14 protein-coding genes are annotated in these 14,696 nt (G+C 59.5%); 3 read left to right on the top strand and 11 right to left on the bottom strand.

Annotation, left to right across the window (positions count from 1 at the left end; genetic code table 11):
• Positions 1-2: 2 nt before the first annotated feature.
• Genes NL123_RS12390 through NL123_RS12375 form a run of 4 tightly spaced genes read right to left on the bottom strand, consistent with a single transcriptional unit; the run spans position 3 to position 3,868 of the window.
• Complete coding sequence (locus NL123_RS12390; RefSeq protein WP_003174634.1) at positions 3-803, bottom strand: carbohydrate ABC transporter permease; 801 nt, start codon at positions 801-803, stop codon at positions 3-5.
• A 10-nt stretch (positions 804-813) separates the two neighbouring features.
• Positions 814-1,680, bottom strand: coding sequence for a carbohydrate ABC transporter permease (locus NL123_RS12385; protein ID WP_010209674.1), 867 nt, complete (start codon positions 1,678-1,680; stop codon positions 814-816).
• On the bottom strand, positions 1,677-2,774 hold the full coding sequence (locus NL123_RS12380) for an ABC transporter ATP-binding protein (RefSeq protein ID WP_494357866.1): 1,098 nt from the start codon (positions 2,772-2,774) through the stop codon (positions 1,677-1,679). Before NL123_RS12380 ends, NL123_RS12385 begins: the two co-directional genes overlap by 4 nt.
• Entirely contained in the window at positions 2,774-3,868 is a 1,095-nt protein-coding gene (locus NL123_RS12375) for an ABC transporter ATP-binding protein (protein WP_012724886.1), read from the bottom strand. Before NL123_RS12375 ends, NL123_RS12380 begins: the two co-directional genes overlap by 1 nt.
• Positions 3,869-4,142: 274 nt before the next feature.
• Here NL123_RS12375 and NL123_RS12370 point away from each other — a divergent pair, with 274 nt between their 5' ends.
• Positions 4,143-5,960 carry a sigma-54-dependent Fis family transcriptional regulator gene (locus tag NL123_RS12370; protein WP_494357865.1) on the top strand — a complete coding sequence of 606 codons (1,818 nt, stop codon included), beginning with the start codon at positions 4,143-4,145 and terminating at the stop codon, positions 5,958-5,960.
• Here the strand turns inward: NL123_RS12370 and NL123_RS12365 are convergent.
• The 3 genes from NL123_RS12365 to NL123_RS12355 form a co-directional block, all read right to left on the bottom strand.
• A complete protein-coding gene (locus NL123_RS12365; protein ID WP_494357864.1) occupies positions 5,957-6,889 on the bottom strand; it encodes a FecR family protein in 933 nt (310 codons plus the stop codon). The two genes, NL123_RS12370 and NL123_RS12365, sit on opposite strands and share 4 nt — an antisense overlap.
• Positions 6,886-7,428 carry a sigma-70 family RNA polymerase sigma factor gene (locus NL123_RS12360; RefSeq protein ID WP_071493339.1) on the bottom strand — a complete coding sequence of 181 codons (543 nt, stop codon included), beginning with the start codon at positions 7,426-7,428 and terminating at the stop codon, positions 6,886-6,888. Before NL123_RS12360 ends, NL123_RS12365 begins: the two co-directional genes overlap by 4 nt.
• Before the next feature lie 81 nt (positions 7,429-7,509).
• Positions 7,510-9,621: a TonB-dependent receptor family protein gene (locus NL123_RS12355; RefSeq protein WP_494357863.1), complete on the bottom strand. Its 2,112-nt coding sequence runs from the start codon at positions 9,619-9,621 to the stop codon at positions 7,510-7,512.
• Between the two features lie 818 nt (positions 9,622-10,439).
• Between NL123_RS12355 and NL123_RS12350 the strand changes: the two genes are divergently transcribed.
• On the top strand, positions 10,440-11,420 hold the full coding sequence (locus NL123_RS12350) for a hypothetical protein (protein WP_248482242.1): 981 nt from the start codon (positions 10,440-10,442) through the stop codon (positions 11,418-11,420).
• A 34-nt stretch (positions 11,421-11,454) separates the two neighbouring features.
• On the opposite strand, the gene NL123_RS12345 is transcribed toward NL123_RS12350, so the two are convergent.
• From NL123_RS12345 to NL123_RS12330, 4 genes are all read right to left on the bottom strand, one after another.
• Entirely contained in the window at positions 11,455-11,724 is a 270-nt protein-coding gene (locus tag NL123_RS12345) for a hypothetical protein (protein WP_248482244.1), read from the bottom strand.
• A gap of 136 nt (positions 11,725-11,860) precedes the next feature.
• Positions 11,861-12,610 carry a hypothetical protein gene (locus NL123_RS12340; RefSeq protein ID WP_248482246.1) on the bottom strand — a complete coding sequence of 250 codons (750 nt, stop codon included), beginning with the start codon at positions 12,608-12,610 and terminating at the stop codon, positions 11,861-11,863.
• A 419-nt stretch (positions 12,611-13,029) separates the two neighbouring features.
• A complete protein-coding gene (locus NL123_RS12335) occupies positions 13,030-13,347 on the bottom strand; it encodes a hypothetical protein (RefSeq protein ID WP_071493343.1) in 318 nt (105 codons plus the stop codon).
• Between the two features lie 5 nt (positions 13,348-13,352).
• The gene (locus NL123_RS12330; RefSeq protein ID WP_179030221.1) at positions 13,353-13,514 is read right to left on the bottom strand and encodes a hypothetical protein; all 162 of its coding nucleotides are present in this window, start codon (positions 13,512-13,514) and stop codon (positions 13,353-13,355) included.
• 181 nt (positions 13,515-13,695) lie between these two features.
• Between NL123_RS12330 and NL123_RS12325 the strand changes: the two genes are divergently transcribed.
• Entirely contained in the window at positions 13,696-14,559 is an 864-nt protein-coding gene (locus NL123_RS12325) for a diguanylate cyclase domain-containing protein (RefSeq protein ID WP_494357862.1), read from the top strand.
• Positions 14,560-14,696: the final 137 nt, after the last annotated feature.

Here is a 14,696-nt window from a genome sequence, read left to right as displayed (position 1 = left end):
CCTCAGACCCGGCCCAGGGCAAAGCCCTTGGCCACGTGGTTGCGAACAAACCAGATCACCAGCATGCCGGGAAGGATAGTCAACACCCCCGCCGCCGCCAGCACGCCCCAATCGATACCCGACGCCGACACCGTGCGCGTCATCACTGCCGCAATCGGCTTGGCGTTGACCGAGGTCAGGGTGCGCGCCAGCAGCAGTTCGACCCAGGAAAACATGAAGCAGAAAAACGCCGTCACACCGATGCCGGAGCCAATCAACGGGATAAAAATCTTCACGAAGAACTTCGGAAACGAATAGCCGTCGATGTAGGCGGTTTCGTCGATTTCCTTGGGCACGCCAGACATGAAGCCTTCGAGGATCCACACCGCCAACGGCACGTTGAACAGGCAGTGGGCCAGGGCTACGGCGATATGGGTGTCGAACAGCCCAATCGACGAGTACAGCTGGAAGAACGGCAGCAGAAACACCGCCGGTGGCGCCATGCGGTTGGTCAGCAGCCAGAAGAACAGGTGCTTGTCACCGAGGAAGCGGTAGCGCGAAAACGCGTAGGCCGCCGGCAGCGCCACGCTCAGGGAGATCACCGTGTTCAGGCTCACGTAGTACAGCGAGTTGAGGTAGCCGGTGTACCAACTCGGGTCGGTGAAGATCACCTTGTAGTTGGCCAAGGTGAAATCCTGCGGAAACAACGTCAGCCCGCCGAGGATTTCGGTGTTGCTCTTGAAGGACATGTTCAGCAGCCAGTAGATCGGCACCAGCAGGAACAGGATGTAGATCAGCAGCGGAATAACCTTGCGCTTGCTCATGTTGGCGGCCTCAGCGGTTGGCGTCGGAGTGGGTCATGGCGGTGTAGAACAGCCAGGACACCAACAGGATGATCAGGAAGTACACCAGGGAAAACGCCGCGGCCGGGCCCAGGTCGAATTGGCCTACGGCCATCTGAGTCAGTGTCTGACTCAAGAACGTGGTGGCGTTACCCGGTCCACCGCCCGTCAGCACGAAGGGCTCGGTGTAGATCATGAAACTGTCCATGAAGCGCAGCATCACCGCGATCAGCAGCACGCTTTTCATCTTCGGCAACTGGATATGTCGGAACACTGCCCAGGGCGATGCACGATCGATCCGCGCGGCCTGGTAGTACACGTCCGGAATCGCCCGCAGCCCCGAATAGCAGAGCAGCGCCACCAGTGAAGTCCAGTGCCAGACGTCCATGACCAACACCGTGACCCAGGCGTCCATGGTGTTGGCGGCGTAGTTGTAACTGATGCCCAGGGCGTTGAGGCTGTAACCCAGCAGGCCGATATCGGCGCGACCGAAGATCTGCCAGATCGTACCCACCACGTTCCACGGAATCAGCAGCGGAATGGCCAGGATGATCAGTACCAGCGACGACCAGCGGCCCTTGGTCGGCATGGTCAGGGCGATGGCAATGCCCAGCGGGATTTCAATCAGCAGCACACAGGCCGAGTAGATGAACTGACGCAGTAGCGAGTCATGCAGGCGCGGGTCGAGCAGCACTTGTTTGTACCAGTCGGCACCGACGAAATAGCGGCTGGACTGGTCGAAGATGTCCTGCACCGAGTAATTGACCACGGTCATCATCGGGATCACCGCACTGAACGCCACCAGCAGGAACACCGGCAGTACCAGCCACCAGGCCTTGTTGTTTTGCACCTTGTTCATGGCTGCACCTCCAGCAGGTAGTCGTCGGCATACACCATCAGCCATTGCGCCGGAAAGCTGATGGACGCCGTGCCTTCGGGCACCGGTTTGTCTTCGGCCAGGCGCACCTTGAGCAGCGCGCCGTCGAGGTTGAGAGTGATGATCTTGTAGGTGCCGAGGTCTTCGAGGTGAGTGACATCGGCCTGCAGGGCGTCAGGGTTGTACTCGTCCCAGACGTGGATGAATTCCGGGCGGATGCCGACCTGCAATGTCTTGTAGTCGGTCGTGGCAATGCGTTGCTGCAAGGCCTCGGACAAGGGCAGATGGGTGCCAGCAAAGCGCACCCCGCCCGCCTCGGCCTGCACCTCGATCAGATTCATCCCGGGGCTGCCGATGAAATAGCCGACAAAGGTGTGGCTCGGCCGCTCGAACAGGTCACGCGGCGTGCCGAACTGCACGATCTGCCCTCCGTACATCACCGCGATCTTGTCGGCGAAGGTCGAGGCCTCCAGCTGATCGTGGGTCACATAGACCATGGTGATGTTGAACTGCTCATGGATCTGCTTGAGCTTGCGCCGCAGCTTCCACTTGAGGTGTGGGTCGATTACCGTCAGCGGTTCATCGAACAGGATCGCCGACACGTCGTCGCGCACCAGGCCACGGCCCATGGAGACTTTCTGTTTTTCGTCGGCGGTGAGGTTGCGCGCTTTTTTAGTCAGCAGGTTTTGCAGGTCGAGGACTTCGGCAATTTCCTGCACCTTGCTGTGAATCTTCGCCTCGGCCATGCCCTGGTTGCGCAGCGGAAATGCCAGGTTGTCGAACACCGTCATGGTGTCGTACACCACCGGGAACTGGAACACCTGGGCGATATTGCGCTTTTCCGGGGTGAGGTCGTTGACCACTTTAGTGTCGAACAGCACCTGGCCTTCAGACGGGCTGAGCAGGCCGGAGATGATATTGAGCAAGGTCGACTTGCCGCAGCCCGACGGCCCGAGCAAGGCGTAGGCCCCGCCCTGCTCCCACACGTGGTTCATTGCCCGGATGGCGTAGTCCTCGGGGCCTTTCGGCGTAGGGCTATAGCTGTGCGCCAGGTTCTGCAAATGGATCTCGGCCATCAGGCAACCCTCGCGACACGGCGCCCGGGGGCCTGGACCAAACGGCCCTGGCCATCGAACACAAACAGTTTATGGGTGGGGATATACACGCGGATCGGCGCGTCGACGTCGTATTCGTGCACCCCCGGCAGGTGCAGCACCAGCAGGAAGTGCTCGCTGCGCACATGCAGGAAGGTTTCCGAACCGCTGATCTCGGCGACTTCCACGGTGACCGCCAGCTCCAGGTCGTCATCGTTGCTCGGCACCAGGCTGATATGGCTGGGGCGTACGCCGAACCGGAACTCGCCTTCGCCGATGGGACGCAGGTCGACGTTGAGTGGGAAGTGCACGAAATTGGCGAAGCTCACTTCGTTGCCACTGATGCGCCCCGGCATCAGGTTGATCGGCGGCTCGGAAAACAACTCCGCGGCCAGCACAGTCTGCGGCTGGTGGTACACCTCGGCCGCCTTGCCGCTCTGGATCACCCGGCCTTCGTGCAGGATGGTGGTGGTGCCGCCCAGGGCCAGGGCTTCGTTGGGCTCGGTGGTGGCGTAGATGGCGATGGTGTGGCGCGCAGCGAACAGCTCGCGCATTTCCTGACGCAGCTCTTCGCGCAGCTTGTAGTCCAGGTTCACCAGCGGCTCATCGAACAGGATCAGTTCGGCATCCTTGACCAGCGCGCGCGCCATGGCCGTGCGCTGCTGCTGGCCACCGGAGAGTTCCAGCGGGTGACGCTGGAGGAATTTCTCGATGCGCAGCATTTTTGCGGTTTCCAGCACTTTGCTCTGGATCAGTTCGTTGGACACCCCGGCCTGGCGCAACGGCGAGGCGATGTTTTCGAACACGGTCATGGTCGGGTAGTTGATGAACTGCTGATACACCATCGACACGTTGCGCAGGCGCACCGGTTTTTGCGTGACGTCCACGCCGTTCATCAGGATGCGGCCGCTGTCGGGCTTGTCCAGGCCGGCCATCAGGCGCATCAGGCTGGTCTTGCCGGACAGCGTACGACCGAGCAAGACGTTGAAGGAACCGGCTTCGAAACGCAGGTTGGCGTCGTCAATCCAGGTCTGGCCTTCGACAACGCGGGAGACATGTTCCAGGGTCAATGACATGACACGACCTTTTTATTATTGGAATGAATCTGGCCAGATGACAGAGCGAGTTTCATGCCAAAACGGCAAGTTATTGATGTGCAAGGAAATGGCGTAAATGGGATGTTCGGGAGTGAACAATCTGACTGAACAACTGAACAATCCGGGGGTTGACAATGAACAGTTCTGAACAACACTCTCACGGTTAACAAAGGGCAGGCCCCCTCCCACATTGACCCGGTTCCAATCGTTAAATAGTGCAAGACCCCATAACAATAAAAACGAAGGTCACCCCATGGCCGAACCACTGGCTCACGACACCCTTATCCAGGAATCCTGGCGCCGTTGCCGCGCCTTCGGCCTGGACCACCAGAGCACGCCCAGCTTCGATCAACTGCCTGCCGAGGGCATCAGCCAATTGCTGGAGAGCCAGCATTCGCTGGTGCAGACCACCCACCAGGAAGTGCTGCCCTACTACGAGAACATCCTGAGTAATTCCAACTGCCTGATCATGCTGGCCGACAACCAGGGCCAAGTGCTGACCAGTTGGGGCACCCAGCGCTTTATCGAGCCGAAGCTGGCCCGTGGTTTCAACCCCGGCGCGAGCTGGATGGAGCGTTCCAGCGGCACCAATGCCATCGGCACCGCGCTGGCCTGCGCCCAGGCCGTGCATATCGAACACGATGAACACTTCCTCAAGGCCAACCGCTTCATGACCGGCTCGGCGGCGCCGATCTTCGATGCCCAGCGCGAGATCATCGCGGTGCTGGATGTGTCCAGCGACAGCTACCTGCCGCCCTCCCACACCCTGGGCATGGTCAAGATGATGAGCCAGACCGTGGAGAACCGGCTGATCCTCAACCTGTTTCGCGGCGAACATTTCCAACTGACCTTTAACACCGGGCTGAGCAACCTCGACAGCCAGTGGGCCGGCCTGTTGATCTTTGATGAGAGCGGCCAGGTGCTCTCGGCCAATCGGCGTGCCGACAACCTGCTGGGCATCAGCCTGTCGCGGGTAATGATCGACAGCCTGTTCAAGGTGTCGTTGCTGGAGTTGTTGAACCAGCCGGAAGGCCTGCCCTTCTCCCTGCAAGCGGCGGGACGCAACCGCTTCCAATGCTTGTTGAAGCGGCCCAAGCAGACGCCGGTGCAAGCGCGCGTGTTCACCGCGCCGGCACCGTCGAAACCAGCGCTGATTGGCCTCAAGACCTTGCACTTCGGCGACGCGCGCGTGGAGAAAGCCGTGCGCCAGGCCGAGCGCCTGCTGGAGAAGGACATCCCGCTGCTGATCCACGGTGAAACCGGCGTGGGCAAGGAGGTGTTCGTCAAAGCCCTGCACCAGGCCAGCTCGCGCAGCCACAAGGCATTTATCGCGGTGAACTGTGCGGCAATTCCCGCCGAGTTGGTGGAATCGGAGCTGTTCGGCTACGAAAAAGGTGCGTTCACCGGCGCCAACCAGAAAGGCAGCATCGGCCTGATCCGCAAGGCCGACAAGGGCACGCTGTTTCTCGACGAGATCGGTGATATGCCGCTGCCCACCCAGGCCCGCTTGCTGCGGGTGTTGCAGGAGCGTTGCGTGCAACCGGTGGGCAGCAGCGAGTTGTTCCCGGTGGATTTGCGCATCATCTCGGCCACCAACCGCGCACTGCGGGATCTGGTGCAGGCTGGGCGTTTCCGTGAGGATCTGTACTACCGCATCGGCGGGCTGACCCTGGAGCTGCCGCCGTTACGCGAGCGCACTGATAAACAGGCGCTGTTCCAGCAACTGTGGCAGCAGCACCGCGAGCCGACTCAATGGGCGGGCCTGAGCGCCGAAGTGCTGGCGCTGTTCGAGCAGCACCCGTGGCCGGGGAATTTGCGCCAGGTGAGCAGTGTGTTGCAGGTGGCGCTGGCCATGGCCGAGGAACAGCCGATCCGTGCCGAGCATCTGCCGGATGATTTCTTCGTGGATCTGAAAGTTACCGCGCCACTGCCCACCAGTGAGTACCTGGATGACAGCATCGACCTGAACCAGCGCTTGAAGGCCGCCGGCGGCAACATCTCCCACCTGGCGCGGGAGCTGGGGGTGAGCCGCAATACTCTCTACAAACGCCTGCGCCAGAACGAAAACTAGCGCGGCTTGACCACCACCAGCAGATCGGTGAAGTACTCCACCTGAATCGGCAGGTTATCGGCCAGCGACGACAACGCCGCCGCCGTGTCGTCCAGCTTGAACACCCCGGATACCCGCAGGTTTTGCAGGGCCTGGGGGTCGAAGCGCAGCATGCCGTGGCGATAGCTGGCGAGGGTTTGCAGGACTTCGCTCAGGGGTTGGTCGTTGACCTTGAGCAGGCCCCGGGTCCAGGCGTCGGGGTCGCTGTCGCCAATGGCTTGCGGCGGCTGGGCACGACCGTGGTCGAGCACCGAGCGCTGGCCGGCTGTGACCTTGACTCCTTCGTTGCTTTCACCTTTGACCGCTACCGTGGATTCGATCACCGTGACCAGCGTGGTGCCGTCTGCCGCGCGCTTGACCAGATAACGCGTGCCCAGCGCAGTGGCCGTGCCCTGGTCGGTACGGACCACAAAGGGGCGTTGCGCATCCTTCGCCACCTCGACCCAGAGCTCGCCTTGCAGCAGTTCGATCACCCGTTGATGGCCGTCGAACTTCACATCCACTGCCGAGTTGCTGTTGAGCTGCAACTGGCTACCGTCTTCGAGGGCGATCTGTCGCCGCTCACCGACACCGGTACGCTGGTCGGCCATCCACACCGGCAGGTGTTGCAGGCCCAGCCAGCCGCACCAAACCAGGCCGAGCACGCCCATCACCTGCGCGCCACGCGGGCGTCGCGGGGTGAAGGCGCGGTTCAGGGCCATGCGCGCGGGCTTGGCGGGCAAGGCATCGAGGCTGCCCCATAACGCACTCATGCGCTCGATGGCCACGGCGTGGCGCGGGTCGGCCTGGCGCCAGGTGTTGAACGCCTGGCGGTCGGCGTCGGTCACGTCTTCGTCGTGCAGGCGAGTCAGCCACTGCGCTGCTTGCTGGATGATCTGCTCGGAACTCATGCCAGCGGGTCTGCCGGGTGCAGGCTGTGGTAGCAATGCACCAGGGCGCTGGAGATGTAGTTTTTGACGGTGCTGGAGGAAACATCCAGGCGCAGGGCGATTTCGCTGTAGGTCAGCCCGTCGAGGCGGCTCAACAGAAACGCTTCGCGGGCCTTGGCAGGCAGGCCGGCGAGCATCTCGGCGATGCGTTCCAGGGCTTGCAGCGCCACATGAATCGCGGCCGGGTCGGGCATGCCGGCGTCTTCACACTGGATCACCAGGGCTTCCATGTAGGCTTTTTCGATACGGCGACGACGGGCGCCGTCGATCAACAACCGGCCTGCCGTGGTGGCCAGGAACGCGCGAGGTTCCTTGATACTTTGCGGCTCGGCCAGCATCAGCACGCGAATGAAAGCGTCATGGGCCAGGTCGGCGGCATGCTGGGAACACCCGAGTTTCTTGCGCAGCCAGCCGTGCAACCAGCCGTGGTGCTCGCTGTACATCGCCGTGAGGGTCTGCTGGCGAACGGAGTCGCCCAGCGCGGCCGGAATGTCATGCATGCGCAAAAAGATCTCAAATGGGAAGAGTTACCAATTGCGCGAACAATGCCAGTAAAACCTGCTTGGGGCAAGGGCCTGTCTTTAACGCCAACTCCAGGACACGCCGGTATAGATGCCACGACCATCCGCCGGCGTAGAGCGCGCTACATCCAACCCCTTGTCGTCATAACCCGGCGTCACGGTATTGGCGTAACGACGGTTGGCCAGGTTGCGCAGGTCGACCCAGGCTTGCCAGTCCTGCTTGGGCGCGTCGTAGCCGAACGTGGCGCCGAGAACGGTGTAGGACGCGGCATAGTAGGAATTGGCGTAGTCCACCGCCACCCGCGAGGAATACTCGGTGTTGAGGCTGGTGTAGAAACCCGTCGGATGGCTGTAGCGCACTTGTGCCTGGTAGTAGTGCTTGGGGATGCCCGGCAAGGTGTTGTCGCCGAAGCGGTCATCGTCACGGTAGTGAAAGTCACTGAAGGTGTAGGCCTGGCGCAGGGCAAGCTGGCCGTTGCGGCCGCCGTCCCACAGTGGGCTGAGCAGGCTCAGTTCCACACCCTGGTGCACCGTGGGGCTGGCGTTGGACTCGGCGACGATGGCATTGCTGGTGGAGGTTTGCGCCTGGGTTTCAACGGTGAGCAGTTCGTGGCGCACTTCGGAGCGGTACAGGGCCAGGTCCCATTGGCCGAGCCAGGCCTCACCGCGCCCGCCGATCTCCAGAGTGGTGGCGGTCTGGTTTTTCAGGCTCACGCCCTCCCGTGCCAGGCCTTTGGCTGGACCACCGGTAAAGTATTTGTTGGAACCCCAGATCATCGACCACGCATGCGGCGGCTCGACCGAGCGGCTCAGGTTGCCGTACACCTGCAATTGCGGGGTGAAGTCATAGCGCAGGCCGATGCGTGGTGCGTAGTCCCAGTCGTGCTGGCTGAGCGGCGCCTGGCCTTCAGGATAGGTGACCTGGGTTTCGCGACGCGTGTAGATCGCCGCCAGGCCGGTGGTCAGCCACAGGTCAGGCACCAGCTCCAGGTCGTTGCCGATATGCAGCACGGTGTCGGAACCCAGGTAGCTGTAGTCGCGGGTCTTGGTGCCGGGGGCGTAGGTTGCTGTATTGCCAGCGGGCGTGCGCACGTATTCCGAAGCGCCGTTGTTGGGCATCGCCTGGGTGGTGCGCAGGCCGACAGTGGTTTTACTGTCATGGCCAAACAGCGTGTCCTGGCGGATGTAATTGAGGGTGCTGCTGATATCGGTGTAGGCGACTTTCAGGCGGTTGGTGCCTTCGCGCAGGTCCATCGGGTAGTCGTGGTAGGCCAGCCCGACTTCGACCCGGGCGTTGTCGTCCAACTGCAAGGTGGTCTTGTTGGCGATCCAGGTGGAGCCCGGTTGCAGGCGCTTGGAATCACGGGCTGCGTTGAGGCTGTTGGCCGCACGCGGGTCGTGGCTGATCTGGCTGCGCGTGAGCTTGCCTGGGGTGTCGTTGGTGGTTTCGCGGTAACGGAAGTAAAAGCGGGTTTCCAGGTCCGGGTTGAAGCGGTAGCCGAAGTTGGCGGCCACGCCCTTGCCGGTGGCGGCGCTCTGGCGCTGGTAGCCGTCGGATTCGGAATCAGTGAGGCTGATGTAGTAGTCGGCATCCCCCAGCACCTGGCCTGAACTGATCTCGCGCTGGGCATAACCTTTGCTGCCCGCTTCGTAACGCAGTTGCAGCTTGGGCGCGTCGTAGCCCGTGCGGGTCACGTAGTTGACCGCGCCGCCCAAGGCCAGCGCGCCCTGATCAAAACCGTTGGCGCCGCGCAGCACTTCGACCCGGCTTTGCCACAGCGGGTCTTTCAGCTCATAGGGCGTGCCGCCGGGGCCGGTGAGTGGCAGGCCATCGAACATTTCATATAAGCCGGAAGCATGGGAACCGGGACTACGGTTCAGGCCCGAGCCGCGAATCGAGAGTTTCACCCCTTCGTTGTTGGCCGCCTTGGCATACACCCCGGCCTGGTACTTGAACACGTCTTCGTTGGTGCTCACCCTTCCCTGCTGCACGCTGTTCATGTCGATATAGTTGGTGCCGCCGGGCACGCTCTTGAGCTGCGCCTGGGCCACTTCACCGTCGCTGGCTTGGCTGCTGGTGACTTCAACCGGGGCCAGTTGCAGGTCTTCGGCGTGCACCAGTGAGCTTAAGGTCAGGGCGGCAAACAGGAGCGGAGGTTGGCGCAGCAGCATCGGGCAGGTCCTTGGAATTCGGGGGGGCACGTGGTGGGAAGACAGGGGCGCCCGCCAGGTCACTCCTTATTAACGGACCAGACCCTTCCTACACCAACGTCGGACCGAGACTATTCTCTGCAGGATGGTGGCAGAGCAGTAGGAAGTGGCGAGCGCGCTTGTCCCGCGTTGGGCTGCGAAGCAGCCCCAAAACCAGCAGCCGAAGAGTGCCTGACTCACCGCATTCTTCCTTCCAGGGTCGCTTCGCAACCCAACGCGGGACAAGCCCGCTCGCCACCGATGCAGTGTTCGTCTTTAATGGGAGGGTATCAGCCAGATATGGCCGGTTTTTCAAAGACCTTGAGAGGGATGGCTTTTAAGCCTGGGAGGTTTGCGATTTCAACCTCCCGAAAACGCATAGATTTTTTCAGCAGCTCACATACAGATCACTTTGGGGTCGCTGTCTGTTCGAAATTGCGACCAACCTCCCCGCGTCGAATGTATCACCTGGTTTTGTATCCCAGGTAAGGCAGTCGCCTGTACGTTGACGCTTTGGCCTCCTGGGCTGTTTTCTGTGAAAAATCTGAAGCTGATATGACAAGTATGGGGCTTATCGTCCGTATTGGTCGCAAACACGTCCAATCCGGACTGGTCTTGGCGGACCGCAGTCGTAACCGCGCTGGCCATCGTTGAAAACACTACTGCAAGTGCGCCTATCAGTAATTTCTTCATTGGAAACGTCTCCGTTCATTGATCGAAATACTGTGAAAGCCAAACTGCAGCACAGTAACGTCAACTGTAGCTGAAAGAGCCCCTGCCATTGGGCGTGGCTTGAAAATATGGCCATTAGCCGCTATCTATACGCCCTGCGTTTAACCCGTTCTGTTACACCTCGTGAACCACCCGCGAGCAACGGCCGAGCATGGACAGGCGAAAAACCGGCTTTCAAACCGAGTAGGGCAAGCGAACGTCAAATGAGCGAAAAGAAACAGCAATTCAGAAATACGTGCATATTTTGCAAAGGTAATAAAACCTCAAACGAGCACATTTTCCCCCGTTGGTTAAGGCAGTTCATACCCATCGAACGGGGAAGCGACGATAAAAGCTACCATCGCACACTGGTCACAAAACAACCTATTGGGGGTGCATCAACAGAAGTTTTCCCAAAAAACACCAGCAACTCGGTATTGAGTACTCAGACCAAGAAAGTTTGTACAACTTGCAATAACCAATGGATGAGTAGATTAGAGACAGAAATGATGTCCCTCTATGAAAAACTACATCGTCAATCGCTCACCACCTTATCGATGGATGACCAACGAGCCCTCAGTACGTGGGCCATTTTACTGGCGATAAAATGGGACCTCACTGAAGTCAACACTTCAGGGTATTCAGAACGACACACGCATCATGTGTTCCAGCACAAGACCCCGCCACCTAACACGAGGATTTGGCTGGGCTACTGTGAAGACGGTCAAGTGGAAATCAGGCATAGGACAACGGTTTTGCTCAAGGCCAAACCGACACAGGCACATCCGATTAATGTTCGATCAACAGCGATAATGCTCGGCACCTTGGTGTTGCACATTCTTAGCCATGAAACGTCCAGTTATCCAATAATAGTGGATGCCAACAAACGCAACAAAAAAATGGTCTTGATATGGCCTACAACACAAGAACTTGTCATGGATCGATCAATGCTCGAAAAAGTCACATCCGAAAACCTGAAATCAATGTCTCACTTCCTAGGTATGCAGCACAGCTACCGACACGTTGTATCGCTTATTGCCTCACTGCCAGAACTTTATGCTCAAACATAACGTAACCTGACCTGTTGACATCCGCCCGCTAGGCCTACTTTCCAGTTTGGCCCAATGCTCGCATCAGCTCCTCTGCTTCCGACCCTGGCGGAAGGCGGAAACCGAACATTTCATCAGCGGCCAGAATCTCGCCCACCGCGTCGAGTAATTGCGCCTCGGTTGGCGAGTCACGCAGCAGCTTGTGTGCCGCCAGTAACAATTCGGCGCAAACGCCTTGGACACTCGCCGCATCGATCACGGCAAAAAGGATAAAACGCAAACGTATTTCGCGATCAGTGGGCCAAACCGTTTTTTGCTTACCCATGGTAGAGGCCTCAAGCTTTCGGAAAAATCCGAGGCTATTGATGGCTTGAGGGTGTTTCAAGCATCAGGAGGCAAGATAGGTCACTTCCTACAGAAGAAAGGGAAACACCGTACCAATCATCAAAGGAAGCCAGGCTTTATTGCACCGGCAGAAAGTTCATCAGCAATAGGCTCTGCGCGTAATTGAGACCGATGCGCCGGTAGCGTTCGTCAAGCATCTGGGTCAGCAAGTCGAGTCGCGCAACGATTTTGCCGAACTCCACCGCGAAGCTGAGGTTGCTGCCCTCCTCCGATATCTCGTTGGAGAACAACAGCAGCACGCCATTGGCATCCTGGCGCTTGCTCAGCAGCCAGGTGGCCTTCTCGATGTTGCGTGCGGCGTTGCTGACGAACTGCGGGTTGATCGAATCGGTGATGTAGAACTCGGTGCGCCCACCGTGGGCGGTCACGATCATGCTGCCGATGGCGTAGATAAATGCGCCGACGCGGTCGCCTTTGAACTCCGCACTCAGGGAATAACTCAGCGCCGCCAGGTCACGCCGATCACCCAGGGCCGGCAGCGATCGCCGCTGCTCGATGGCCTGGCGGATCTCGCGCGCAGCGGTGACCGCATCCGGATAGCCCGACTGACGCCATTGGCTGGGGTTACGCAGGTAGAGCTTGCTCATCAGCAGATACAGGCTTTGCAGGTTGTCGCGCATGCCCAGCGTGGCCATGCGGTCGACACTGGTCTGGAAGAACTCATCGGGCTTGCCGTTGCTGAACTGCTTGGCGATATCCCGCCCCTGTTGCTGGCTGCAACCGCCAGCGCAGAGCATCAACACGGCGGCCAGCAGCAAGGGCTGGCAACAGCGCGGAAGGTTGAAACGAAGAAACGTGCGATCCATCGGCACCCGATCTGATTCATCTGCCCACACGGGAAATCGGCAGGGCTGGGACAAGGATAGAGCGGAGAAATCTAAAAAAGTGCAGTGGACCCCGGCAGATAGTTGTAAGCAGAGACCACCGGGCAGGTGAATCGGCGCAATCGTGAAGGATTCGTTTCAGGGCCTATACTGAAGGCAACAGCGGCGTGTGTTGTTGGCGCATTTGCTCATAAGCAGCTGTATAGGAGGTGACGGCAATGAAACATCCAATTCGGGCGCAAATGGTTGTTCAGATGATTTGCCTGCTTTCGGTGGCTCAGCTTTTTTGCTGAAAACGTGTCACCGGTGTCAAATTCAGCCGTGGTTGCGGCGCTGGGAGGTATTGTCTGCAACCTCCTCAGCAACTGGCCCGCCCCCATTGGCCGGGCCAGAACGTGCAACTACAACAAGACCGTGGCCAGCATGCCTAGAGCCCCCAGGCAAAACCCGATCAGGGCACCCCGCCCGGGTACTTCATGGAACAGCGCCCAGATCACCACAGGCTCCAGCAGCAATAACGAGGTGATGGATACGACTGTCACCACCCAGATATCACCGACCGCACGATACCCCAGCCAGTAAGCCCCCAGCAGACACAGCCCGGCAAAACACATGACCACCACCGGCATGATGAACGCCTGCCATGAACCGTCGCCGGCCTGAGCCAGCCTGGCGGTGATTACCTCGCTGTAGATTGCACAAAACTCACCAACGACCATCAACCCTAGAGCAGAAACTCCGAGTAGTTCTTTGGACATATCAAAAACTCCTTCGTATTCAACGCACTGTTTTTCAACTCCCAGCGGGCGATGCCGTTGCCGAGGTTTTCGTTGCAGCGATACGAAGCAGCCTTGAACAGGCCTGAATTACCGAAGTGCTTTTGCATGCTCGTGTCCTTGAAAAGGGGGTGAATCCCAGCGACCGTAGAGGACGCCCGGCCTGATCATACGTTTGGTCAAGCGCTTTGAACAACCTGCGCAGGGCATCCAAAATTCACAAGACGCCTAGTCGACACTCGGCCTGTTCAGGCTATGATCGCCCCCTATGAACCAGAAGGCTGACTGCCCATGCCCGTTGACCTGGAAGCCCTCTATCCCAAACTGATCCACCTGATGCTGGATACAGTCTTCGTCGTCGACGGCGACAACCAGATTGTGTTCGTGAGCGATGCCTGTGAGGCACTGCTCGGCTACAGCGCCGATGAACTGGTGGGCACACCCATCACCCACTACATGCATCCTGACGACCTGGCACGCACCCGAGCCTCCATTGTCCGGGTCATGAACGGCCAACCCCATGTCGACTTCCGTAATCGTTATATCCGCAAAGATGGCAGCGTCGTGCACATCCTGTGGGCGGCGTTCTGGTCCGAAGAAGTGGGCGCGCGCATCGGTGTCGCACGGGACGTGACCGCACTCACCCAGGCCGAAGAGGAGCTGCGCTTCCTCGCCCACCATGACCCGCTGACAGCCCTCACCAACCGTTCGCTGTTCAATGCCCGGCTGGATGACGCCTTGCATAACGCACGGCTTCACAACCAGCCCCTGGCGCTGCTGTTCCTGGACATTAATGATTTCAAGGGCATCAACGATGTGCATGGCCACGCCATGGGCGACCGCCTGCTGTGCGTGATTGCACGACGACTGGAGCGCTGCGTACGCGAAAGCGACCTGGTGGCCCGGATGGGCGGGGATGAATTCACCGTACTGATGACCGACATCCCCTCACAGGATGCGGTGACCGGCAAGGTCGCGCACTTGCTCGCGGTAATGGCCGAGCCGCTGGGGACGGAGTTTGGCGGGGTGAAAATGCCGTCCTGCAGTATCGGCGTGGCCTTCTATCCAAGGAACGGGCTGGATGCCGACACGCTGCTGAGTCACGCGGATGGGGATATGTACCGGGTGAAAAGGCAGCGGTTTGCGACGGATTGAGACTGATCAACTCAGCCCACGCCGATTAAAAGCCAATGCCCCGACGTGTCGGGGCATTGGCTTGTGTAGTCATGGGATAATCAACCAGAAACGAACATCTTTTCAGAAGTTTCAACTGGCAAAAGATTCATCCCAAC

The sequence above is a fragment of the Pseudomonas sp. FBCC-B1565 genome (genome assembly GCF_059133265.1).
Note: the sequence above shows the minus strand (reverse complement) of the source record. Positions and strands in the feature narration are given on the sequence as shown.